The organism is Allobosea sp. 10L422 (assembly GCF_056395345.1).
Window position 1 is genome coordinate 19,309 of sequence record NZ_JBFTJI010000016.1, and the last position, 22,463, is coordinate 41,771.

Consider the following 22,463-nt stretch of genomic DNA (forward strand, 5'->3'; position numbering starts at 1 on the left):
CCCATCCCAACTGACCCAACGAAAAAGGCCGATGCTGCCACGAAAGTGTTGCGCGAGGGCGTACTTCACCGGGACCAGGGCGCCGACAAGGCTATCGATGCATTACCCGATCGGACGCGCAGCACGGGTAAGTCGCAACGCTAGCGAAGTAACGCCCGGCTCAAGTCCCATTGGTACCGATCATCCCAACGCGATCATTCTGGAACCGGCGCGCGACTTTGCCGAGCTGCTGCTTGTCCTAGGCGTCGAAGCGCGCACCATTCGATCCCTTGCCATTGTGGCCGAGGTGATCCACGGCGCCCCCTGTCGCTTCACCGATCCCGCGCGGTTTTCCCTCGCCCACGGTTGCAAGGATCGTTAGACTTTAGCCGTTCCGATCAAGGTCTACATCAGACAATCTCCGTGCATTGGTCTGCCGTCGAGAAAGCCAAACTTGGACAGGACGACCGCTTGGCAGTGTTTGCGCGGCTGGATCAAGAGAGCCGAAGACTGGAACGGTCAGCCTCAGGGCTCACGCTGGGAGAATTCATCAGCGGGGAGAGACGACATTCGCAGTATGGCGCGCGCAGCGTCATTGGCTGGGGGCTGACACCGCTAACGGCGAGAAAAAACTCGTGAATGACTAATGAGGGCTCCAACAGCGCTCGGCATTTCCGGGTTTGATGTTCTCAGAGAGGCTCTGACGCTCCGGCGTCCGCCCAGGATCCGCGATTGACGGATTGGGAGGAACCAATGCGCCAGGATTTTTGTTCTCTGCCGAACTGGGGGGTGTTCCAGCCGCTGCCGCGACAGCAAGGGACATCACATGCAAAGCCACAGTGATCACGCGATCAGGCGGCGGGACCTGATCATGGCCGGAGCGGCCGCTGGAGCGCTCGGTGTGCCGCCGCTGGCGCAAGCTCAATCTGCTGCTCCTGCTGAACGATCGACAATGCCGGCCCAATTCTCTTCGGAGGTGTCGATGGTCGTCAACGGCGAGATGCGTAAGCTGAGGCTGGATGTGCGCACCTCGCTGCTCGACGCGCTTCGCGAACATCTCCACCTCACCGGGACCAAGAAGGGCTGCGACCACGGCCAGTGCGGCGCCTGCACGGTGATTGTGGAGGGTCGCCGGATCAATTCCTGCCTGACGCTGGCGGTGATGCACGAGGGTGACCGCGTGACGACCATTGAGGGGCTGGGCACGCCGGAGAAGCTACATCCGATGCAGGCCGCCTTCGTGAAGCATGATGGCTACCAATGCGGTTATTGCACCCCCGGCCAGATCTGCTCGGCCGTGGCGGTGGTCGATGAGATCAATGCCGGAATTCCGAGCCATGTCAGCGCGGATCTGATGGCGCAGCCGCAGCTGACTGCAATGGAGCTCCGGGAGCGCATGAGCGGCAACATCTGCCGCTGCGCTGCCTATCCCAACATCATCGATGCCATCAGCGAGGTGGCGGGGAGGAAGGCATGAGGTCCTTCACCTACGAACGTGCAGATTCGCCAGCCGAAGCTGTGGCCGCGGCCCAAACGGAGGGCGCCAGATTCATAGCTGGCGGCACCAACCTGCTCGATCTCATGAAGCTCGAGATCGAAACGCCCGCGCATCTCATTGACGTGAACCGCCTCGACTTCGACAGGATCGAAGCGACGCCAGACGGCGGCTTGCGGATCGGTGCGCTGGTCAGAAACACCGATCTTGCGGCGGATGAGCGTGTGCGGCGCGACTATCCGCTGCTCTCTCGCGCCCTTCTCGCCGGCGCCTCGGGCCAATTGCGCAACAAGGCGACAACCGCAGGCAACCTGCTCCAGCGCACGCGCTGCCCCTATTTCTACGACACCAACCAGCCCTGCAACAAACGCCAGCCCGGCAGCGGCTGCTCCGCCATGGGCGGCTTCACGCGCAATCACGCGATCCTGGGTGCCAGCGACGCCTGCATCGCGACCCATCCGAGCGACATGGCCGTGGCCATGCGCGCGCTCGACGCGACGGTGGAGACGCTGCGCGGGGACGGCGGGACGCGGAGCATTCCGATCGCAGAGTTCTACCGGTTACCCGGCGACACGCCACAGATCGAGACCGCCCTTTTGCCCGGAGAACTGATCACGGCGGTGACATTGCCGAAGCCAGTCGGCGGCCAGCAGATCTATCGAAAGGTTCGCGATCGCGCCTCCTATGCCTTCGCGCTGGTTTCGGTCGGCGCGATTGTCCAAAGGGACGGAAGTGGGCGCGTGGCCCTTGGCGGCGTGGCGCATAAGCCTTGGCGCGTCGAGGTCGCGGAAGCCGCGTTGCCGCGCGGCGCGAAAGCTGCCGCCGCGCAGCTTCTCGCCGGCGCTAACCCGACCCAGCAGAACGCATTCAAGCTACCGCTGATTGAGCGCACCCTCGGTGCGGTTCTCTCAGAGGCGAGAGGATGAGCCATGAGGTTCGATAGCCCCGCGACCACCAACCCGATCGACCAACTCAAGGTGATTGGCCAGCCGACCAGCCGGATCGACGGCCCGCTCAAGACCACCGGCACGGCGCCCTACGCCTATGAACGCCACGATGTCGTGCCGAACCAAGCCTATGGCTATGTCGTGGGCGCAGCGATCGCGAAAGGGCGGATCGCCGCGATCGACCTCGAGAAGGCGCAGGCCGCGCCCGGCGTGCTCGCGATCGTCACGGCGGAGAATTCGGTCAAGCTCGGCAAGGGCGGTCGGAACACCGCGGCCCTGCTCGGCGGCCCCGCCATCGAACATTACCACCAGGCGGTTGCCCTGGTCGTCGCGGAGACATTCGAACAGGCGCGCGCCGCCGCCGGCCTCGTCCAGGTGGACTATGCGCGGACCGATGGCGCCTTCGATCTCGCGGCGGTCAAGAATTCGGCCGGGACGCCCAAAGCGGGCTTCGGCGGACCGCCTGATACCTCCGTCGGCGATTTTTCCGGTGCGTTTGCCGCGGCGCCCATCCAGCTCGATGAAATCTACACGACGCCCGATCAATCGCACGCGATGATGGAGCCTCATGCATCGATCGCGGCCTGGGACGGGGACAAGCTCACCGTTTGGACGTCCAATCAGATGATCGCTTGGGCGGCCGGCGATCTCGCGAAGACGCTCGGCATTGCCAGAGACAAAGTCCGTGTCATGTCGCCGTTCATCGGCGGTGGCTTCGGCGGCAAGTTGTTCCTGCGCGCCGATGTGTTGCTCGCGGCCCTCGGTGCCCGCGCGGCCGGACGACCGGTTAAGGTCGCCCTGACACGCCCGCTCTTGGCCAACAATACGACGCACCGGCCGGCGACGATCCAGCGCATCCGGATCGGCACGACGCGCGAGGGCAAGATCACCGCGATCAGCCATGAGAGCTGGTCCGGCGACCTGCCGGATGGCGGCCCTGAAGAAGCCGTGAACCAGACGCGCCTGCTGTATGCCGGGGCTAATCGCATAACTTCGACACGGCTGGCCGTGCTCGACCTCCCTGAGGGAAACGCGATGCGTGCGCCGGGCGAGGCTTCGGGCATGATGGCATTGGAAATCGCGATCGACGAAATGGCAGAGAAGCTGGGGTTGGACCCGGTGGAGTTCCGCATCCTCAACGACACGCAGGTCGATCCGGAACACCCGAAGCGCCCGTTCTCGCAGCGCCACTTGGTGGAATGCCTGCGCACCGGCGTCGAGCGCTTCGGCTGGAGCAAGCGTCAGGCGCAGCCCGGACGTCAGCGCGATGGTCGACTTCTGGTCGGAATGGGCGTCGCCGCCGCGTTTCGCAACAACCTGCTGACGAAGTCGGCGGCACGCGTCCGGCTCGACGGTCGCGGTACCGTGACGGTCGAGACCGACATGACGGATATCGGCACCGGCAGCTACACCATCATCGCCCAGACCGCGGCCGAGATGATGGGTTTGCCCATCGAGCAGGTGACAGTCCACCTCGGCGACTCGACCTTCCCGGTCTCCTGCGGCTCGGGCGGTCAATGGGGCGGCAACAATTCGACCGCCGGCGTCTATGCCGCCTGCCTCAAGCTGCGCGAAGCGGTGGCCCAGAAACTCGGCTTCAACTCCGCCGAAGCCGCTTTCATCGACGGTGAGGTCCGTTCCGGCAATCGCAGCGTGTCGCTTGGCGAGGCGGCCGGCGCAGACGGGCTCGTTGCCGAGGACGGCATCGAATATGGTGATCTCGACAAGAAGTACCAGCAATCGACCTTCGGCGCGCATTTCGTCGAGATCGGCGTCGATGCCGCGACCGGGGAGACCCGAGTTCGACGCATGCTCGCGGTCTGTGCCTGCGGCCGCATCCTGAACCCGAAGACCGCGCGCAGTCAGTTGATCGGCGCGATGACCATGGGCGTCGGCGCCGCCCTCACGGAAGAGCTGGTCGTCGACAAGCGCGCCGGCTTTTTCGTCAACCACGACCTAGCAAGCTACGAGGTTCCCGTCCATGCCGACATTCCGCACCAGGAGGTGATCTTCGTCGACGAAGCGGACCCGATCTCGTCACCGATGAAGGCCAAGGGCGTTGCCGAGCTGGGGATCTGTGGAGTCGCGGCGGCGGTCGCAAATGGGATCTACAATGCCACGGGCGTGCGTGTGCGGGACTATCCTATCACGCTGGACAAGCTCATCGATCGGCTACCGGCGATGCCGTGAACGCGTGGATGGGTTGTCGATCGGCTCCCCCGAACCATCTCAGTTCAGCTTCGTTCATGCTGCGTGAGGTCAGTTGGGCGCTATGAAGCGTTTGCGTCTTTCGGCTTTCGGCTTTCGGATTTGATCGGCTGATAGCGAAGCTCATTGCCAGGAACAGTTCGCCGCGGGTCCAGCGGCCGTTGCAAATGTCGACCCGCGTTGCGGATGAGAACTTCCTGGTTCCGGCCGTCTCGACGACGATCGACAAATAGTCCGCATCGAAGGAAAGCCTCGGCAGCACGATGCTCCTGGCGAGGGCCAGCCAGTCGACCTTTACGACGAACAGTGTTGCGACATATGCCAAGAGGACCAGCGACAGCCATTTCAGCACCGCAACGCTTGGCCGATGCAAAGCCGATCCCGGTCGCGCCGCCCGTTATGACTGCCGTCTTGCCGTCAAGCCCGCTCATTTGGTCATCCTCTCGTCGAACTGCATCCGCGGCGGCTTCAGTTCGTGACGAACGACAGAATGTACGGGTTCAGCACTCGGGGCTCAATTGCGCCAGAACCGAACCTTGGCTCTTGCCCGAAAGGGGACTTACCAGCGCAGAGCGACAGCCAACTGCCGCTTTCGTTCAGCGCCAGTAGCGGAAGTTGGCACCCCTCCAGGAAGCAGACATTGCGCGCTGGAGGGGGCCGGTGACTCATAATCCCTAGAAGGAGTCGCATGGCATAAGCTTCCGCCACCACCGCAAGCAGCACGGGTGCTCCCCACTCAGCCATATGATGGAATCACGCTTGAGCGCGCTGCCTGGAACGGAGAGGCGCTCCCATTCCAAAGGACCGCCTGAACAACGCTGTAAAGGCGCCACCGAAGCTTGCCCGATCCGCAATGCGGTGACGGCTTGAGACGGAGAAGAGCTTGATCAGCATTCTTATGCGTTCTGCATCGGACAATTCGAACGAGATGATTGCGGCTTGATCCGATACAGCCTCGACCTTTGCGCTCACGAAACCGACATCGGCGATCAGGATCGTCATCGCCCTGGACGCGCATATTTTGGCGGCGTTAGCCAGGTCAAACGCCGCTGAATTTAACGACAAGTCGGTCAGACGGCAATTCCAGGGAAGATTGTCGTCGGCGAGAACGACCGCGCTTTCGTTCACGTCGAAACGCTCCTCCCGCCGCGGCCGCTCGAAACAGACGACAAAGGCGACGAATGTCATCGTCATCGCTACGCTGGCCCAGAGCAGATTGAACAGGTCGAGCGAAGAGACTTCCGATGAGGCTTCCGGCGAGATCAGGTACCAAACGATGCCCCCGGCCGAGAGCAGGCTGATCGAGCCGAAGGTCAGCGCCATCTTGAAACGCAGCTGGGACGAGGACCGGTCTCCACCTTTATCCGTAACCTTGAACGGGCGGCCGAAGGGGCGGATGAGCGCCGATAACAGCGTCAGCGTGACCGCTGGCGCCGGCAACAGGTGTGTCACCTCCATGAACAGAGGCAGTGTCCTTCGCGCCGAGATCCAGCCGCCATGGATCCAGAGAGCCAGCAGCGCCGGGAGGCCATAACGCAGAAAGCCCAGATAGTCCGCATAATAGGCCGGTAGGCCGAAAAGCCAGTATAGTGAGGGCGCGATCAGCATCAGGACCAGGAACGGCTTGCAGAGCCAGTTTAGGATGCCGTGGACGTAGTGCAAGCGCTGCACGAACGAATAGCCGCGGCCGCGAAGCGGCCCGTCCGGAAGCAGCGCAACCTGCATCGTGCCAAGGCACCATCGCGTTCGCTGTGTGATATATTCAGGAAGCCCCTCAGCGCAGAGGCCGATGCTCAGCAGCTCGTTGAGCCAATGCGTCTCGTAGCCACGACGCATCAGCGTATATGTGAGATTGATATCCTCGCAGATCGCGCTGTCCGGGAATCCCCCGATTTCGTTCAGGAGGTCCCGGCGAACGACGAAAGAGGTTCCGACGCAGAAGGCGGCGCCCCATGCGTCCTTGGCCGGCTGAAATACATCGAAGAAGATGCGCTGGTCGTCGACCCAACTATCCGCCGCCATGAGGTTATGCTGGATCGGATCGGCATTGTAGAAGAACTGCGGGGTCTGAACGATGCCTGTTCTGGGATTGCCGAAAAGGCCGACCATCCGGCGCAGAATATTGCGTTTCGGCGCGAAATCGGCGTCCAGCACGAGGATTAGCGGAGCGTTGGTCTCTGAGGCCGTGTGACCCAGCGCGTTGTTGAGATTGCCGGCCTTGGCGCCCTTGTTGTCGGCGCGCGTGATGTAGCGGGCGCCGACCTTCTCGCAATACTCCTTCAGCCAGGCGCGCCGGGTGTCGTCGAGAACCCAGACAGCAAAGTTGGGATAGTCGATGGCCAATGCCGGAATGATGGATTTTTCCAGCACGTCGAGCGGCTCGTTGTAGGTGCAGATGAAAACATCGACCTTGGGCCAGCAATTTCGGTCCGCGAGAATGCTCTCGCAGAGATCCGCATCGCCGGAACGGTCGCGCCAGCGCAGGAGAATGATGATCGACAAAAGGGTGTAGGTGATAGCGACAGCCTCGAAGCCGAAGAACACATGTGTCCAGAGGCTGCCGATACTCCACTCGAACGGCGGGAGCGTTTCCTGCCAACGCCAAGCTGCGTAGCAGATGATGATTGCTGCGGCGCAGGCGCCGAAAAGCGCCCGCCCCATTGCGCTCTCGCGTGACAACAGCCGCGACAGCAGGAGCAGGGTCACGAATATCCCCATGTCGAAGGCGAGAACGGTGCTGAGATCCTGAGGTTGCGGAAACATGCTAATCCACCTTCTTCCCGGTGAAGGGATTGAGGCCGGTCCGCGCGAGGATGGCCCAAGCCGTTGCTCCGAGATGCGGGCGATGAAAATAGAAGAAATCGGCTTCCTTACTCGTGTCGCCGATCGCGAGGCCGGTTGAAATCCGCGCTCGATCAGTCGCGTAGAGCAGGCCGGAAGGCGCTCGGAAACGTTCGATCACCGCGAGCAGGCGATCGGCCTCCGGACGATTGCCTGCGCGGCGTTCGACCAGAGCCGCTTGAGCGGTTCCTTCCGTCCACAAGCCGTCCTGATCGCCGTTGAAATCGTAGCCACCCGCCACAGCGAGGTGGGTCTCGGCGAGGGCCAGTGAGCGGCGCCAATCGGCAGGCGGGTCGGCGACCGCCAGTAGCGGCCAGATCAGCGCATCCAGCGCGTAGACATGCGTCGGCTGCAGCCGTCCATCCGGCAAAGTGCCCATTCGAAAACTGCCTGAAGCAGGATCGAACATCGCGTCGAGAAACGGCCGGGTAACCTTGACGAGTTTCCGGGCAGCGGGCTCGGCACTGTCGCGCGCGATCCAGCTGCCAAGCGCGAAAGCATCCACATTGTGCTCGGTGGATTTCCATGGGATCGGCGTCTGCGCGGCATCAAAGCCGGCAAGACCTCCGGTCACGCCGTTGGCCTCGTGCCTATCCACGGCGTTGTCGGCGATCCAACTGCTGAGCCGCTGGGCGGCGTCGCGGTAGCGCTGTTCGCCTGTCGCCTCCGCCAAAGCGAGCAGAGAGAGACCGACCCACGCCACATTGCCGGTTTGGCTGCCGTCCTGGTAAGCGTCTTCCGCCCAGATCAGCTGATGATCGTCCCACCAACCGGGAAGGAGCTGAGGCCCGGACTTGACGATACCCGCTCGATAGGCGTTGCGAATGCGCCCATCCTTGAATGTCCGGTCGCTCGTCATCGCTGACAGAAACGCATCACCAATCCGTTGGGCGGCACCAAACTCGCCACATGACACTAAGGCGACGATGGCCAGCGCGTTGTCGTACGAAAACGCCGATCGAGCGATCGGTGGTGGCAGTGCCGTCTCGCCTTCGCCGCGTTCGTAGCTGGGCAGGAAGAGCGGCGAGACGACATCTCCTGCCGCTGTTCGGTCGATGTGCCGTGTAATCGGTTCGCAGAGCGGTTGGGCCATGGCGACCGTTGCGCTCATCAACAGCATCGCTGCGGTTGAAAGAGCACGTGCTTGCGCCAACATCATCGCATGCTTCGCTTGGCAGGTTCATGAGCCCCCGCTGCGTCCGCACTCCATAGCGCCGAAACGGCACGCCCCATCACAGTGGAAGCCTGGTGCCAGACGACCGAGGCCGAAGGCACCCAGCCATCCGCCCGGGTGACGGTGACCCATTTCCCGACCGGGCAAGCCCCCGCGGGCCGGTCGGCCTCGTCGGCGAACTTGACCAGCACATACATTTCCCGGCGCTCGGTCTGCGGGAAAGGCAAGGCGTATTGCGCGTCACTCCTATCATTCGACTTCGGGACAATGTCCTGGACGATCCCCTCGCGCGGGCCGTGCCTATCCTCGCCGGACACGAGAACCCGAGTGCCGACGGAGAGAGCTGTAGCCTGGCGATACGAAAAGATCGCAACGGCGAAGAGGTCGCGGCAGTCGACCATTGTAGCAAGCGAGTCGCCGGCGTTGACGTGGCGGCCGACCGCAGCCCCGATGGACAGAATCTCTCCGCCCTTCGTCGCGGTCAGACGGGCCTCGGTCAGCGAATCCAGGCGGGCCTTCTCGGCGTCGACCGCAGCCAGTTGGACCTCAAGGCCGGCCTCCGCCTGGGCCTCCTCGATCGTCTGATTCTGGAGATGGAAAGCGATGTCCCTCCGCTTCTGGGCGAGAGTCGCCAGGCCCACGAGGTTGTCGCCGACGAAGATGTCGTTCCTGACAGCCTCCAACTGGCTCTGGCCGGCTGCGAGCTTTGCAGCGGCTGCGTCAAGCGATCCTTGAGCTGCCGATAGCTGCTGGGTCGTTGGCTTTAGCATGTAAGGACTGGCGGTGTTTTGAGCGACGAGACTTTGCTGGCGGTCGCGCAGCGCGCCCTTCTCGATCACTCCGGCTCTCGCTGCACTGAGGAGGCCGGCCAAACCCGCATTCTGATCCGTCAGCTGCGTGATCAGCTGGGCCTTTTGCGCAGAGATCTCTCTCTCGAGCGTTTCGATATAGCCGCGGTCCGCCTCTTTCCGCGCCCTGGCGGTGATGAGGGCCCGCTGGAATTCTTCAGCCTTTCCCTGAAGGCTTATGAGCGTGGAGCGATCGACGCGCTTGTTCCGAATTTCCGCCACCGCAGCATCTTCGGCCATCCGAGCGCCGGGAGCGACGTTCATCGCTGCGACTTCGCCCGCAATCGGAGATGTGAGCAGCGTCACCGGCGCATTCAGGATAGCCCGGTCGGATTGATCCGCCACCAGCGGCGGGAGCGTTGCTGTCAAAAGCAAACCGGCGAGTACCGTTGCGACAAAGTATGCACTCACTTTGATGAAGCGCGAGTGGGCACGGCCCTTGGGGTCGAGCCCCGCTTTGGTGGAGTGAGGCATCGTCAATTCCTTCGCTGGAAGGGTGAATGGGACCTCTCTCGCAAGGCGCTGTTTGCGAGCGTCGTTTCCTCTCCGGACATTCGCGTCAGGCCAGCAACAGGAAGATCGCAGCGATGTTCGAAGATTTTATTGCAATGCAACAATGGGGGCTGTTGAAGGCGTAACAGGGGCTATTGGACGGCTTCTTTGAGCCTGGCCAGCAGCTGAGCGGCGGACGCCAGCCGCGCCGCGTTCCGATTGGGCGCGTCCTTGAAGATCGCGACCGGGGCGGTGGCGAGCGGCATGCCTTCGCTGGGATAAACCCAGACGATCCCCGCCTTTACCGCATCGGGGTCGAAGGCGCGGAAGTGGTCGACGGTGGCGCCGACCAGCGCCTCACCGCGCACCAACATGTCGATAAGCTGGGCCCGCGGTGGAGACGATGAAGGGCTCCTGCTGGCCCCAGCGCCGCATGAAGTCGGCGCCGAGCCGCTTCTCCAGCAGGTACATCTGGTTGAAGCTCGTGCCTGCCGCCGAATCCTGGATGCGAGCTTGCGGCTTGAGTTCCCGGTTGAGCAGGTCGGCACAGGCCTTGGGCGCCTTCTCCGGGGGAGAATGTTGCGGTTATAGGCCCTGATGACGCCGACGATCCGGCGATCGCCCATTGGTCGCGATCGGAGGCTTCCGGCGGAGCCACCAAGACGAGAGCCATATGGGACGGTCGCCAAGTTCGAGGATCTCTATGGCAACATCTGGGACCTCATCGAACCGGGCGTATCTGACTGATCCGAGACGTCGACATAAAGTGGACCCTCCGTCGGCTTCCAGCCCGCTGCGGACGAGTTGCGCCAATTGCCGTTGGCGTTCGGCAGGAACTGGACGCTCTGATCTTAGGTGCTGCCGGGCGTCGACTCTCGACCCATAGCTGACGCCGGCGTTAGACCAGCTGTAGACCGACGCCTTATCCGCATCTCTCGCAGGCCCTTGAACGAGGCATGCCGCAGCTTGCCGTCCGTCCAGGCACGGAAGGCTACTCCGCTATTAACTCGATCTTGAGCCAAACGGCTTTCTTCATTCGCGCGGTCTCCGTCGCGGCCGGCTCGTCGGTGACGAGCTAAGCCACATGATTATGCAGGCCGCACCACCTGCTGCGGTTCCCTGCTTTTTGGAACCGTTCGAAGAAAAGTTGGTTTTGTGAGCGCTGTCTCATCCAACCTTCGGACGACCATGATCGCGAAATCATTCATCATCAGCCTGACGGCACTAGGAGCCAGCATTGGCGCGGCGCAGGCGACCCACATCGACAACAAAGCGCTCACGCCGGTGGCAGGGCTAGAATTGGGCGAGCGGCTCAGTAAATCCAGAGCACCGGCGGATGTGGTGGTGGCTCCGCAAGCCGAAGCAATGACGGCTGACGCGGATGCCCAACCCGTGCGCGCCGAGCGCAAGGTCCGCGTTGTTTACCCGCTTCCCCGCTGAGTGCTGCCTCGTAAGTACTTATTGGAACTAATAGCGTTCCAACCTGTTGTGAGCGCGGTGACACTCTCTTCTTTATGGAGATTCTAATGTTCAAGCGTCTTGCCATCGTCTCCGTTCTTGCCATCGCTCCGACGCTCGCTCTCGCCCAGTCCAACTCCGGCGCCGCCGGCGGTGCGGTTTCGGGCGGCGCCACCGGCGCCGTTGGCGGAGCCATTGTGGGTGGCCCGGTCGGCGCCGCCGTGGGTGGCGTGGTCGGCGCCACCGCTGGTGCCATCATCGGTGACGCCGCCACGCCGAAGTTCCGCACGTACGTGACCGAACAACGCGTTCCCTCCTACAGCTACAAGGAGGAGGTCGCCGTTGGAGTAGCGCTGCCGGAGGAAGGCGTGGTCTATCGCGAGGTTCCGGCTGAATACGGTGCCCGCGAGTACCGCTACACCGTGGTCAACGGAAAGACCGTCCTGGTCGAGCCGAAAACCCGCAAGATTGTCCAGATTATCAATTGATACGATCGGGGGCCGAATATCTCGGCCTCCTTTTTCGAATCCATTTTCAAGGGGCAATCCTGGCAGATGGATCCGGATCGGGAGCCACCGGCCTTCTAGGCATTATCATTGGTTACTTGTTATCGGCATCGGCTTCTTTTTCTTCAGCGGCGGCTTCGGCGGTGGAAAACGCATCGATGTGAATGTGAAGACGCCAGCCGTCGCGACGAAGTGACTCATCATCGTCATCAGCGAAGCCGGCCGTTGGGCCGGCTTCTGCATGTCGGGCGCCTCTTAGCGGCCGCTTCCGAAAGCCGGCGACCGACCCGTTGCAGACATTGACGCTCCGGTGAACGATGGTCCGCGAGAGGGGTAATCGCTCGTCGTCATTCCATCAAATGACATAGACATTGCCTGGGCCATGGCGCCTTTATGTGACTGCAGTTATCTCCATGCCGCTTTTGGAAATGACCGCTGGCGGCGCGCATTGACGCCGCGCGGATGAGCCGGCAGCCCCCCTTTCGAGGATGAAGCGCCGTCGCCCTCCGGATCTCCAGCGTGACATGCATGCATGTCCGCCCCTGGTCTTAGTTGTGCCAAGAGCCGATGCCAGAAGCGCCCGATTGCACCGGCTGCACGGAATGGGGGGCTGACCACAGGTGGCGAACGAAGGTGACCGCGAGCCGGCTGTCGACGCGCTGGCGACGTCAGCGCAGGAGCTGGCTTCTCGCCCCGCCACCGAGGATCGCAAGGGCGGTGCCTCGGCTCACGGGCCGGCCTCTGAAACCAGCGATGACGCGTCTCGCCAACCCGGGACGGCCCGGCCTGCGGGTGCCGGCTCGTTCCTGAGGAGGTTGGCATATGCCGGGCTGGCGCTCTGCCCGGCTGGCCTCATCGGCCTTTGCGGCGTCGTCGCCTACTACGCCTTGCAGCTGCCTCCGCTCAGTCAGCTCACGGTGCCGAAAAGGCCCCCGAACATCGCCATCCTGGCGCATGACGGCTCGTTTCTGGCCAATCGCGGCGAGACGGGCGGCCGCGAGGTCTCCCTCGGAGAGCTGCCGCCCTCCCTGCCCAAGGCTTTTGTCGCGATCGAGGACCGGCGCTTCTACGACCATTGGGGCATCGACCTGATGGGCCTCCTCCGTGCAGCCCACCGCAACCTGACCCATGACGGCGGCCTCCAGGGCGGCTCGACGCTGACCCAACAGCTCGCGAAAAACCTGTTCCTGACCCAGGAGCGCACGGTCTCGCGCAAGATCCAGGAAGCGATCCTGTCGCTCTGGCTGGAGCGTAGCTACAGCAAGGACCAGATTCTCGAACTCTATCTCAACCGGGTCTATTTCGGGGCCGGTGCCTATGGTGTCGAGGCCGCGGCCCAGCGCTACTTCGGCAAGTCGGCCCGCAACGTGTCGTTGTCGGAAGCCGTCCTGCTGGCTGGCCTCGTCCAGTCGCCGTCGCGCCTGGCCCCCAGCCGCAACCGCGAGGCCGCTCAGGCCCGCGCCGAACGCGTGATCGCGGCGATGAAGGAGCTCGGCTTCATCACGCCCAACATGGCCCTGACGGCCCTTGGTGCACCGGCCGAGCTCATGCGTCCAAAAGGAGCCGGCTCCGCCAATTATGCAGCTGACTACGTGATGGATGTGATCGACGACGTCGTCGGCACCATCGACACCGACGTCGTGGTCTCGACCACTCTCGAGCCATCCCTGCAGGCGGCGGCCGAGCGGGTGCTGGTCGACGAGCTCAACGCCAAGGGCCAAAAGTTCAATGTGAGCCAGGGCGCCTTCGTGGCGATGCGGCCGGACGGGGCCGTGACAGCGCTCGTGGGTGGCCGCGACTACGAGGCGAGCCAATTCAATCGGGCAACCTCCGCCCGCCGCCAGCCGGGCTCGTCCTTCAAGCCTTTTGTCTATCTGACGGCCCTTGAACGAGGGCTGCGCCCCGACACCGTGCGCTCGGATTCACCGGTCAGCATCAATGGCTGGAAGCCGGAAAATTATGACCGGGGCTATCGGGGGCCAATAACCTTACGCAAGGCTCTCGCGCTTTCCCTCAACACGGTGGCGGTAAAGCTCAATATGGAGGTCGGTCCCAAGGCGGTCGTCCAAACGGCGCAGCGCCTCGGCATCACCTCGCCGCTCCAGGCCGACCCCTCGATCGCGCTCGGCACCTCCGAAGTCACGCCGCTCGAGCTCGTCGGCGCCTATGCCACCTTCGCCAACGGGGGCTTCGCGGCTGTGCCCTACGTGATCACCGAGGTGAAGACCGCGGATGGCAAACTCGTCTTCAGCCGCCGGGCTTCTGGCGATCTGGAGCAAATCATCGATCCAAGCACTGATGCCATGATGAACGAGATGATGCATAACATTTTCGTCATCGGCACGGCCCAAAGGGCGCGGATGCCGGGCTGGCCGATGGCTGGGAAGACCGGCACCACCAACGACTACAAGGACGCGTGGTTCGTGGGTTATACCGGCAATCTGGTTGCCGGCGTCTGGTTGGGCAACGACGACAGCACGCCCACCAAGGGCGTATCTGGCGGCAACCTGCCGACCGACATCTGGCACAATTTCATGAAGATCGCCCTCAAGGACCAGAAGCCGGTCACCCTGGCGGGCGTGGCCGGTGCCGGACAGGATCCGCGCTACGCCAATGCCGGCGAAAGCGGCCGGGGCCAACCGCGGCAGCGCGCCAAGCGCCAGAAGAACTTCTTCGAGAGGCTGTTCGGGCTCTGAGGCTCAGTCATCCAGCCCAGAGCCAAGCTCATTGTTTTCCCGGGCCGCGTCTAGATCATCCATGAGCCAGCTCTGAGGCCCAGACCGTGTCCCTGGATGTTCACCAAAGCGGCCTCGCTACGCTTGGAGATGGGCGGGGCGCGTTTTCCGTGATGAGGCCTCGGCAGCGAGTTGCGCGGGAACCGGCGCAGCTTGGTGGTGTTCTAAGGTCGCTTGCCTATCGCGGCCGGCCGCCATTCCGGGGGATTCAGCCTTGTCCGCACCGTCTCGCCGCGCGCTTCTCGCTCTGCTCTCCAGCGCGGGCCTGCTGGCGCACCGCTCCGTATGGGCGCAGGCGCCGGCGGGGGCTGCAAAGAGCTTCGGCTACGGCGACGTCGTGGAGCGCGCGACGGCGCTGGCTAAACAGCCCTTCGATGCCGAAAGCGCCAAGATCCCGGACGAACTGTCGAGGCTGACCTATGACAGCTATCGGGAAATCCGGTTTCGGCGCGACAAGGCCTTCTGGCGCGACGGCGGATCGGATTTCCGTCTCCTGCCGTTCCATCTCGGCTTTCTGCACAACAAGCCGGTCCAGGTTCACATCATCAACCACGGCAACGCGATCCCGATCCCGTTCACGACCAGCCTGTTCGAATACGGCAAGGTCCCCATTCCCAAGGGGCTCTCGCCGGCGCTGGGTTTCGCGGGTTTCGCCGTGACCACCAACCTGAACGACCCCAAGGTGCAGGACGAGGTCATCTCCTTCCTGGGCGCTAGCTATTTCCGGTTGATCGGGCGGGGCCACCGCTACGGGCTTTCGGCGCGCTCGCTGGCCTTGGATGTCGGAGGCAACGGCCCCGAGGAATTCCCTTTCATGCGCGCGCTCTGGGTGGAGGAGCCATCGCGCGAGACGACCGAGCTCGTCATTTACGCCCTGCTCGATTCCCCGTCCGTCGCGGGAGCCTATCGCTATGTCGTCAGCCCGGGCCGCGAAACCTATATGGACGTCACCGCGACGATCATCCCGCGCCGGGAAATCGAGCGGATCGGCATCGCGCCGCTGACGTCGATGTTCCAGGCCGGCGAAGGCGATCTTGGCCAGCGGACCGATTTCCGCCCCGAAATTCATGATTCCGACGGGCTGATGATGGTGTCCGGCAATGGAGAATGGATCTGGCGCCCGATCCGCAACCCGAAGGCGCTTCGCATATCGAGCTTCGGCGACAAGAACCCGCGCGGCTTCGGCCTTATGCAGCGGGACCGCGACTTCGGCAGCTATCAGGACCTTGAAGCGCGCTACGATGCGCGGCCCGGCTATTGGGTCCAGCCCCAGGGCGATTGGGGCGAAGGCCGGATCGACTTGATCGAGATCCCGACCGTGAACGAAGCATTCGACAACATCGTCGCCTGCTGGACGCCCCACACGCCCCTGCCAAGCGGACAGGCCAGCGAGTTCCGCTACCGCATATCGGCGGTATCGACGACCTGGCACCTGCACCCCTATGCACAGGCACAGCACACCTTCAACGGCTCGGATATCGAGGATGGCGTCGCCGAGGGCAGCGGAACGAAACGCTTCATAGTCGATTTCGCCGGGGGCGACCTCGCCTATTACCAAAGCCAGCCTGACCGCGTGGAGTTGGTCGCCACCACGACGGCCGGTACGATCACGTCCAAGATCCTGGCCTTCCATGCGCCGCTTAAAGGCGTGCGCGCCATCGTCGATGCGACACTACCCGACGGCCAATCGGCCGAGCTTCGCATGTTCCTGAAGTCACGCAATCGCACCTTGAGCGAGACCTGGACGGCAACATGGTCTGTGCCGACCGGCGATTCCGCAAAGCCAGCGCCTTCGAAGGATGAGTCAGCGCGCAAGTGACGCCTCTCTCACTGCAGTCCCGCATGCCCATGAAGCTCCGAAGACATCCTCTCCTGATCGCTCTCCTCTCGGCTACCACGGGAGTCCTGGGGTGCCTCCTGATCGGCAACCTGCTGCCCGAGCCGCACGAACTCAAGCAGCCGATTCCGCATCATCTTGCCTCGTCGGATCGCCAGCTCAGGACGTCGATGGGCGCCCTGTTCGGGTCAAATTTCATTCCCGGGAACAGGATCGAGACGCTCGCCAACGGCAATCAGATCTTTCCGGCGATGCTGCGCGCCATCCGCGGGGCGCGGCAGACGATCAGCTTCGAGACCTATATCTACTGGCGAGGCGCCATAGCCGAGGAGTTCGCCGATGCGCTTTCGGCGAAGGCCCGGGAGGGTCTGAGCGTGAAAGTGCTGCTCGACTGGATCGGCAGTCTGCCGATGGACGAGCAACTTATCGAGCGGATGCAGGCTTCGGGGGTCGAAGTCGTGCGCTTCCGCCCGGTCACCTGGTACACGATCGACCGGGTCAATAACCGCACACATCGGAAGCTGCTGATCGTCGACGGGCGCGTGGGCTTTACCGGCGGCGTCGGCATCGCGGATGAATGGATCGGCGATGCTCGCACGCCTAACGAGTGGCGCGACAACCATTATCGGGTCGAGGGACCGGCCGCGGCGGAATTTCAGTCAGCTTTCGCCGAGCACTGGATCGAGGCGACGGGCGAACTGCTGCTTGGCGACCGCTTCTTCCCGGAGATCGCCCCGGCCGGTGACCATGCCGCGCAGGTGGTCGTCAGCTCGACCCATCAGCGCAATGTTATGCATCTCATGCTGATGACCGCGATCGCCGCTGCGCAGAAGAGCATCCGCATCGCGACGCCCTATTTCGTGCCCGACGAACTGACCCGCCACCAGCTTCTCGAGGCCCGCAAGCGCGGCGTCGACATACGGATCATCGTGCCCGGGCCGCGGACCGATGCACGCATCGTCCGGAAGGCATCGCGGCACTTGTGGGGCGATTTGCTTCAGGCCGGCGTGAGGATCAGCGAGTACCAGCCGACCTTCTTCCACTGCAAGTTGGTGATCATCGACGACATCTGGACCTCGGTCGGCTCGACGAATATCGACGACCGCGCCTTGCGCCTTAACGACGAAGCCAACATCAATCTCTTCGATCAGCAATTCGCCGGCGCCCAGACAGCCTTGTTCGACAAGGATGCTGCGGTCTCGAAGCCCTACACCTTTGCGGATTGGCAAAGCCGAACGGCCAGCGAAAAGATTTCGGACTGGGTTTCCAGCCTCGCACGATCGCAGATTTGACATCACCCAAGAGAATCTCAGCGATGAAAATTCTCCGGCCCTTCAGGCATCGAGCAAGCTCGACCATGAAGTTGCACAGGATTTGTCGAGTGATCGGGGCTTGGCGATCGAGGGGCTGATTGATCGCAGCATGTTAAGGCCTAATGCCGCCGGTCCACAGCACAGGAGAACCCGATGCAATTGGCACTCGCCATCCTCACCCTGGCCCTGACCGGCTGCAACAGCACGCCTGAGGCCACCCATCCGACGCGTGATTACACTGTCGGCACCGCTCAATGTTCGAAATTCAAATTCGGCACGTCCGAGATGGCGCAATGCCTCGATCGCGCTGCAGAGAGCCAGGCCGCAACGGTCGCGGGCGGAAGCGGCACCAACGGTTAAGCCGGGAACATAGCGTTGCAAGGCGGCGTTTGCTCCCGATCACCCGGAGTCGCCCATGAAACGTCAATTCATCGCCGCCGCGGCAGCGCTTTTCAGCGCGCCCGAGCCCATGATGCCGATGAGGCGTGGGAGGCGGTCATGATCGGTGGCGTGAAGAAGGTACCGGTGACGATCGCGCAGGAAGGGCGGGACGAAGACGCCTCGGCGTTCGGCTACGGGCTCTCGCTCGCGCGTCAAGCGGACGCCCATCTCACGATCCAGGCACCTGCGGGTCGGTTCCACATCCCCTATGCGAGAACCGATCCTTCGGAAACATGGAAGGCAGAGGCCCAGCGTTTGGCCGCGGCGGGCTCATTGTTTCGCCGGGACACTTTAGAGTGGGTAGCCGGTCGCCCTACCGGCTACCCAGACAGGTGCGAATTCCTCCGAATTCGTCACATACGGTGCGATGAAGAACGCGTAGTAGGCCGCAATCCGCATGTCCCATCTCACACTGCGAAACTGCTCCGCGGCGGCGCTTATTTTACCGCCTTGGGAAATGCCCGACTCAGGAAACGTGAACCTGCTAGGCCATATCGCCAGGGCCGCTCGGCAGCTTTCGAAATTCCAACGCGTGTGCTGCAGACGATCTCGGGAGCATATGATCGGTCAACGATCGAGAACGGGTGGCGCTCCAAACTTTGCCCATCATGAGCGCTTGTTATCCCGAGCGCCTGGGCCAACCGTCCCGGTCCATTACATAGGTTGACCGTGGCACCGCGACGCGCCCGCATTTCAACCAGCCCGACTGTTGGCTCGATGGCCCTGATCAAGACCGCGCCCGCGCCTTCAGCGACGATATTCAAACACCAGTGAAGCCCATAGGATCGATAGACATATGCGTGCCAGGAAGGCCCGAACATCGCCGCATTCCGCAGTGTCGGACCTCGGAAGCTGTGCGATGCAGGATCGTCGGCGAGATAGGCCTCTGTTTCGACGATTATCCCTCCTATCCGATCAACAAGGAGCGCGACGCCAATCAGGCGCGGAGCAAGCTCCACCGCGTTCAAAGCCTTCAGCTCGGTCAAGCTTCTCAGCTTTTCTCGAATTGTGGTAAAGCGAAGCGTCACTGTTCAGCTTCGAAAAACTCGTGCAGCACTGCAGCCAGCTCAGATAGCACTTCTTCAGCCATATGGTGGCCAGTCCGGATTGACGCACCGCGAATGCTCATAGCCTCTTTTCCACTCGTCGACGATCAGGCGCTCGTCAATTTCCGAGCACACAGCAAGGATGGGAGAGGACTCCCGTTTTCATAGCGAGCAGGAGCCGAACCGGCGCTTCGTCTTCCTCGGCAAGGCCGCGATCTATTCGGCCGGCGCGACCTTCATGAACTTCTTCGCTCGCTCAAACCGCTATCTGACCCGCGGCACGCGGCTTATGATCCACGAGCAAAAGTTGCAGCCCAATGTAATCATCGACGGGCCGTTGACCGCTTGCATCGCCAACCTCAATGCCAAACTGAACGAGATCAAGCATTCGATCCCGATTCAGAACGAGGGGCTCCAGAATCTCGTCGCGGGATCGTCCGTGACGATGGAGCAAGTTCTCAAGCTCGCCCCTAAAATTGGTACATTGAAGCCAATGAGGCACAAAATCTCGGGCTTATCGAGGGGGTGATTTGAGCGCCCCTGTCATGGTCGGCCTGTTAACCGGCACCGCATGCAAAAGACGCGAGCTCAATTGCAACGCCGCCGCGAGGAAGCGGCTGGTCACGAAAGCCTCGCTGTTCAAGCACCATCGGACATAGTCGACCGTGCGCCCCGGCTCGGCCGCCGACAGCGGTTTCAAGTTCTGCGTCCGTCACGACAGCGGTCAGCGTCAGCTTCATCGCCCGGCCGGTCGGCCGTCATTGCCACCTCTCTTTTGGTATCGACGCTCGGTCGTTTCAGAAGCCCCTCTGAGGCCAATCTGCCTCGCTCGATCGCGCGCGCCCCCCGTACCGTTGCGCCGTTTCGTGTCACGCAAGCATGCGAACTTTCGGTTCACGGTCCCACTGCCGCGTGCGGGCGACGGCGACGAAGTCGCCGTCCCGCGCAGCCAGATCGACGACTCCCGCATCCGCCGTAACGCCCGCCTTGTCGAGGAGAGGTTTCGCCGCAGATGTAAAGCCGATTGCCTTGAGGTGAACGAATGCGTTGGTGACAAAATCGACGGCCGCGCTTTCATTCAAGAGGACTTCACAACCTTCCTCCGATAGCACGAGAGCAACCGCATCGAAGATCACAGAAGGGGAACCAGCGAGTTGGCAATCCGCCTTTAACTTCCCGCCACCCTTCACCGTCACGCCACCGATCTTGGGCGCGACAATCTTGATCGTCCCTCCATCAGCCTCCACAGCGCTCCTGATTACTCCGACCATCGCCTCGTCAGCGCCTTCAGAGACCAGAATGCCCACGACGCGTCCCTTGAGGGTCTCGGGGTATTTTCCGACAATACGGAGGGCGGGCGACGGCTCCATATCCTGCGGCATGATGGCAGGCTTCGAGGGCTGTGGCAGCTCGACGTTCAGTCCCACGGCGACTCGCTGGGCCAGTTCCTCGTCCACATTCCCCAGGTTCGCCAGAATGCGGTTGCGAACGTGGTCGAGCGTCACCTTGGAAAGCTCGAACACCAGTGCGCTGGCGAGATGGGCTTGCTCGATTTCGGTTTGCGACCGATAGAAGAGTCGCGCGTGGCTGTAGTGATCAGCGAAGCTCTCTGAGCGCAGGCGAACCTTATCGCCCGCGAGAGGAACTCTCGCGCTTCTGAAGCCGCCCGCGGGGTCTTCGCGCGGACCGCCGGCCTCACCCGCCTCAGCGAGGCTGTTCGGCTCGTAATTCGCCCGTCCGCTAAACACCTGGGTCTGCATCTGACCGTCGCGCTGGAGGTTCTGGAAGGGGCAGCCTTTCGGCCGGTTGATCGGAAGCTGGTGGAAGTTCACCGTGCCGAGTCGCGAGAGCTGGGTGTCCTGGTAGGAAAACAACCTGCCCTGGAGCAGTGGGTCGTCCGAGACGTCGATTCCCGGAGGCATGTTCGTCGGAAGGAAGGCTGCCTGTTCGGTTTCAGCGAAGAAGTTGTCCGGGTTCCGATTCAGTACCATCCGGCCGATTACCCGGATCGGAATCATCTCCTCGGGGATAACTTTCGTGGCATCGAGAATGTCGAACGGCAGGGCATCCGCGTCGTCCTGGCTGAGCAATTGCACACCGAATTCCCACTCCGGGAAATCGCCGTTGGTGATGGCCTCGTGCAGATCGCGGCGGTGATAGTCCGGATCCGCACCCGCGATCTTCACCGCCTCGTCCCAGCAGGTCGACTGCGTGCCGAGCTTGGGCCGCCAGTGGAATTTGACGAAGGTCGGCTCGTCGCGGTCATTGAGTAAACGGAACGTATTGACGCCGAAACCCTCGATCATCCTGAGCGAACGCGGGATGGCGCGATCCGACATCACCCACATGATCATGTGGGTGGATTCTGGCATGAGGCCGACGAAATCCCAGAAGGTGTCGTGCGCGCTCGCAGCTTGCGGATAGCCGCGATCGGCCTCCATTTTCACTGCGTGGATGAGGTCCGGAAACTTGATGGCATCCTGGATGAAGAAGACTGGGATGTTGTTGCCAACGAGATCCCAGTTGCCTTCCTTCGTGTAGAACTTGACTGCGAACCCCCGGACATCCCGTGGCGTATCGACGGACCCCGCGCCGCCCGCAACCGTCGAAAAGCGGGCGAAGACCTCCGTCTTCTCTCCAACCTCCGTGAGCACCTTCGCCCGTGTGAACTCGGCCAGGGAATCCGTGAGCTCGAAGAAGCCGTGCGCCGCCGATCCGCGAGCATGGACGATACGCTCGGGAATGCGCTCGTGATCGAAGTGCTGGATTTTTTCGCGTAGGACGAAGTCCTCCAGCAGGGTCGGGCCGCGTGGACCGCCTCTCAGAGAATTCTGATTGTCGCTGATCGGCACGCCATGGTTGGTAGTGATACGCGTATCCGGAGCGCTTGTGGTTTGGTGGAGCTCTCCGCCCTCACCGTGTCGAATGTTAGCGCCTGCGGTGTGCCGTCCCTTTGAATTCGCCATAACCGTCTCCTGACCGATCACGTCGGCGGTTTGCCCGACTTGTCCGTCGTTCAACTCGACGGCCGTGCCACCGTTCCGAACGTTTCCAATTCAAAAGCAGGCGAATTTCGCGCGGCCGGGCCTTTCGGGTTCGAACAGCGCCAGCATCCCGGCCTTGGTCCTGCGTCATCGAGAATG

20 protein-coding genes are annotated in these 22,463 nt (G+C 62.5%); 11 read left to right on the forward strand and 9 right to left on the reverse strand.

Going from position 1 to position 22,463, the window contains the following annotated elements:
• The first annotated feature begins 97 nt into the window (after positions 1-97).
• The 4 genes from AC1DEZ_RS24770 to paoC all read left to right on the forward strand — a co-directional run bounded on the left by AC1DEZ_RS24770 (position 98) and on the right by paoC (position 4,611).
• Complete coding sequence (locus AC1DEZ_RS24770) at positions 98-361, forward strand: DUF763 domain-containing protein (protein WP_441514183.1); 264 nt, start codon at positions 98-100, stop codon at positions 359-361.
• Between the two features lie 444 nt (positions 362-805).
• The gene (paoA, locus tag AC1DEZ_RS24775; protein ID WP_441514182.1) at positions 806-1,456 is read left to right on the forward strand and encodes an aldehyde dehydrogenase iron-sulfur subunit PaoA; all 651 of its coding nucleotides are present in this window, start codon (positions 806-808) and stop codon (positions 1,454-1,456) included.
• Positions 1,453-2,400: an FAD binding domain-containing protein gene (locus AC1DEZ_RS24780; protein WP_441514181.1), complete on the forward strand. Its 948-nt coding sequence runs from the start codon at positions 1,453-1,455 to the stop codon at positions 2,398-2,400. Before paoA ends, AC1DEZ_RS24780 begins: the two co-directional genes overlap by 4 nt.
• 3 nt (positions 2,401-2,403) lie before the next feature.
• The gene (paoC, locus tag AC1DEZ_RS24785; protein WP_476780929.1) at positions 2,404-4,611 is read left to right on the forward strand and encodes an aldehyde oxidoreductase molybdenum-binding subunit PaoC; all 2,208 of its coding nucleotides are present in this window, start codon (positions 2,404-2,406) and stop codon (positions 4,609-4,611) included.
• Here the strand turns inward: paoC and AC1DEZ_RS24790 are convergent.
• The 5 genes from AC1DEZ_RS24790 to AC1DEZ_RS24810 all read right to left on the reverse strand — a co-directional run bounded on the left by AC1DEZ_RS24790 (position 4,583) and on the right by AC1DEZ_RS24810 (position 10,358).
• Positions 4,583-4,981, reverse strand: a complete 399-nt coding sequence (locus AC1DEZ_RS24790; RefSeq protein ID WP_476780930.1) for a hypothetical protein — start codon at positions 4,979-4,981, stop codon at positions 4,583-4,585. The two genes, paoC and AC1DEZ_RS24790, sit on opposite strands and share 29 nt — an antisense overlap.
• Before the next feature lie 401 nt (positions 4,982-5,382).
• A complete protein-coding gene (locus AC1DEZ_RS24795) occupies positions 5,383-7,392 on the reverse strand; it encodes a glycosyltransferase family 2 protein (protein ID WP_476780931.1) in 2,010 nt (669 codons plus the stop codon).
• Between the two features lies 1 nt (position 7,393).
• Positions 7,394-8,629 (reverse strand): hypothetical protein, encoded by a 1,236-nt coding sequence (locus AC1DEZ_RS24800; protein WP_441514177.1) that lies wholly within the window; start codon positions 8,627-8,629, stop codon positions 7,394-7,396.
• A complete protein-coding gene (locus AC1DEZ_RS24805; RefSeq protein WP_476780932.1) occupies positions 8,626-9,966 on the reverse strand; it encodes an HlyD family secretion protein in 1,341 nt (446 codons plus the stop codon). Before AC1DEZ_RS24805 ends, AC1DEZ_RS24800 begins: the two co-directional genes overlap by 4 nt.
• A 170-nt stretch (positions 9,967-10,136) precedes the next feature.
• Positions 10,137-10,358, reverse strand: coding sequence for a type 2 periplasmic-binding domain-containing protein (locus AC1DEZ_RS24810; protein ID WP_441514175.1), 222 nt, complete (start codon positions 10,356-10,358; stop codon positions 10,137-10,139).
• Positions 10,359-11,172: 814 nt separating this feature from the next.
• Here AC1DEZ_RS24810 and AC1DEZ_RS24815 point away from each other — a divergent pair.
• Positions 11,173-11,424 carry a hypothetical protein gene (locus AC1DEZ_RS24815; protein ID WP_441514174.1) on the forward strand — a complete coding sequence of 84 codons (252 nt, stop codon included), beginning with the start codon at positions 11,173-11,175 and terminating at the stop codon, positions 11,422-11,424.
• Between the two features lie 86 nt (positions 11,425-11,510).
• Entirely contained in the window at positions 11,511-11,930 is a 420-nt protein-coding gene (locus AC1DEZ_RS24820) for a DUF1236 domain-containing protein (protein WP_441514173.1), read from the forward strand.
• Positions 11,931-12,035: 105 nt separating this feature from the next.
• Here the strand turns inward: AC1DEZ_RS24820 and AC1DEZ_RS24825 are convergent, their stop codons facing one another.
• Positions 12,036-12,191 (reverse strand): hypothetical protein, encoded by a 156-nt coding sequence (locus AC1DEZ_RS24825; protein ID WP_441514172.1) that lies wholly within the window; start codon positions 12,189-12,191, stop codon positions 12,036-12,038.
• 437 nt (positions 12,192-12,628) lie between these two features.
• Here AC1DEZ_RS24825 and AC1DEZ_RS24830 point away from each other — a divergent pair, with 437 nt between their 5' ends.
• The 4 genes from AC1DEZ_RS24830 (at position 12,629) to AC1DEZ_RS24845 (ending at position 18,193) form a co-directional block, all read left to right on the forward strand.
• Positions 12,629-14,644 (forward strand): transglycosylase domain-containing protein, encoded by a 2,016-nt coding sequence (locus AC1DEZ_RS24830; RefSeq protein ID WP_476780964.1) that lies wholly within the window; start codon positions 12,629-12,631, stop codon positions 14,642-14,644.
• 253 nt (positions 14,645-14,897) lie between these two features.
• The gene (locus tag AC1DEZ_RS24835; RefSeq protein WP_476780933.1) at positions 14,898-16,502 is read left to right on the forward strand and encodes an OpgD/OpgG family glucan biosynthesis protein; all 1,605 of its coding nucleotides are present in this window, start codon (positions 14,898-14,900) and stop codon (positions 16,500-16,502) included.
• 23 nt (positions 16,503-16,525) lie between these two features.
• A complete protein-coding gene (locus AC1DEZ_RS24840; protein ID WP_476780934.1) occupies positions 16,526-17,812 on the forward strand; it encodes a phospholipase D-like domain-containing protein in 1,287 nt (428 codons plus the stop codon).
• A gap of 174 nt (positions 17,813-17,986) precedes the next feature.
• A complete protein-coding gene (locus tag AC1DEZ_RS24845; RefSeq protein ID WP_476780935.1) occupies positions 17,987-18,193 on the forward strand; it encodes a hypothetical protein in 207 nt (68 codons plus the stop codon).
• Positions 18,194-18,256: 63 nt separating this feature from the next.
• Here AC1DEZ_RS24845 and AC1DEZ_RS24850 read toward each other — a convergent pair whose 3' ends face one another.
• Together AC1DEZ_RS24850 and AC1DEZ_RS24855 are read right to left on the reverse strand one after the other, a co-directional pair.
• The gene (locus AC1DEZ_RS24850; RefSeq protein ID WP_476780936.1) at positions 18,257-18,442 is read right to left on the reverse strand and encodes a hypothetical protein; all 186 of its coding nucleotides are present in this window, start codon (positions 18,440-18,442) and stop codon (positions 18,257-18,259) included.
• 269 nt (positions 18,443-18,711) lie between these two features.
• Complete coding sequence (locus tag AC1DEZ_RS24855) at positions 18,712-19,260, reverse strand: DNA-3-methyladenine glycosylase (protein WP_476780937.1); 549 nt, start codon at positions 19,258-19,260, stop codon at positions 18,712-18,714.
• A gap of 298 nt (positions 19,261-19,558) precedes the next feature.
• Between AC1DEZ_RS24855 and AC1DEZ_RS24860 the strand changes: the two genes are divergently transcribed.
• The gene (locus AC1DEZ_RS24860; protein ID WP_476780938.1) at positions 19,559-19,849 is read left to right on the forward strand and encodes a hypothetical protein; all 291 of its coding nucleotides are present in this window, start codon (positions 19,559-19,561) and stop codon (positions 19,847-19,849) included.
• A gap of 340 nt (positions 19,850-20,189) precedes the next feature.
• Here AC1DEZ_RS24860 and AC1DEZ_RS24865 read toward each other — a convergent pair whose 3' ends face one another.
• The gene (locus AC1DEZ_RS24865) at positions 20,190-22,286 is read right to left on the reverse strand and encodes a catalase (protein ID WP_476780939.1); all 2,097 of its coding nucleotides are present in this window, start codon (positions 22,284-22,286) and stop codon (positions 20,190-20,192) included.
• Positions 22,287-22,463: the final 177 nt, after the last annotated feature.

What these genes read in the sequence shown, in the direction of transcription:
- AC1DEZ_RS24770 (WP_441514183.1), top strand. Translation starts at nt 98, where the DNA reads ATGCATTACCCGATCGGACGCGCAGCACGGGTAAGTCGCAACGCTAGC.
- paoA (WP_441514182.1), top strand. Translation starts at nt 806, where the DNA reads ATGCAAAGCCACAGTGATCACGCGATCAGGCGGCGGGACCTGATCATG.
- AC1DEZ_RS24780 (WP_441514181.1), top strand. Translation starts at nt 1,453, where the DNA reads ATGAGGTCCTTCACCTACGAACGTGCAGATTCGCCAGCCGAAGCTGTG.
- paoC (WP_476780929.1), top strand. Translation starts at nt 2,404, where the DNA reads ATGAGGTTCGATAGCCCCGCGACCACCAACCCGATCGACCAACTCAAG.
- AC1DEZ_RS24795 (WP_476780931.1), bottom strand. Translation starts at nt 7,392, where the DNA reads ATGTTTCCGCAACCTCAGGATCTCAGCACCGTTCTCGCCTTCGACATG.
- AC1DEZ_RS24800 (WP_441514177.1), bottom strand. Translation starts at nt 8,629, where the DNA reads ATGATGTTGGCGCAAGCACGTGCTCTTTCAACCGCAGCGATGCTGTTG.
- AC1DEZ_RS24805 (WP_476780932.1), bottom strand. Translation starts at nt 9,966, where the DNA reads ATGCCTCACTCCACCAAAGCGGGGCTCGACCCCAAGGGCCGTGCCCAC.
- AC1DEZ_RS24810 (WP_441514175.1), bottom strand. Translation starts at nt 10,358, where the DNA reads ATGTTGGTGCGCGGTGAGGCGCTGGTCGGCGCCACCGTCGACCACTTC.
- AC1DEZ_RS24815 (WP_441514174.1), top strand. Translation starts at nt 11,173, where the DNA reads ATGATCGCGAAATCATTCATCATCAGCCTGACGGCACTAGGAGCCAGC.
- AC1DEZ_RS24820 (WP_441514173.1), top strand. Translation starts at nt 11,511, where the DNA reads ATGTTCAAGCGTCTTGCCATCGTCTCCGTTCTTGCCATCGCTCCGACG.
- AC1DEZ_RS24825 (WP_441514172.1), bottom strand. Translation starts at nt 12,191, where the DNA reads ATGCAGAAGCCGGCCCAACGGCCGGCTTCGCTGATGACGATGATGAGT.
- AC1DEZ_RS24840 (WP_476780934.1), top strand. Translation starts at nt 16,526, where the DNA reads ATGCCCATGAAGCTCCGAAGACATCCTCTCCTGATCGCTCTCCTCTCG.
- AC1DEZ_RS24845 (WP_476780935.1), top strand. Translation starts at nt 17,987, where the DNA reads ATGCAATTGGCACTCGCCATCCTCACCCTGGCCCTGACCGGCTGCAAC.
- AC1DEZ_RS24850 (WP_476780936.1), bottom strand. Translation starts at nt 18,442, where the DNA reads ATGGGCGTCCGCTTGACGCGCGAGCGAGAGCCCGTAGCCGAACGCCGA.
- AC1DEZ_RS24860 (WP_476780938.1), top strand. Translation starts at nt 19,559, where the DNA reads ATGAACTTCTTCGCTCGCTCAAACCGCTATCTGACCCGCGGCACGCGG.
- AC1DEZ_RS24865 (WP_476780939.1), bottom strand. Translation starts at nt 22,286, where the DNA reads ATGGCGAATTCAAAGGGACGGCACACCGCAGGCGCTAACATTCGACAC.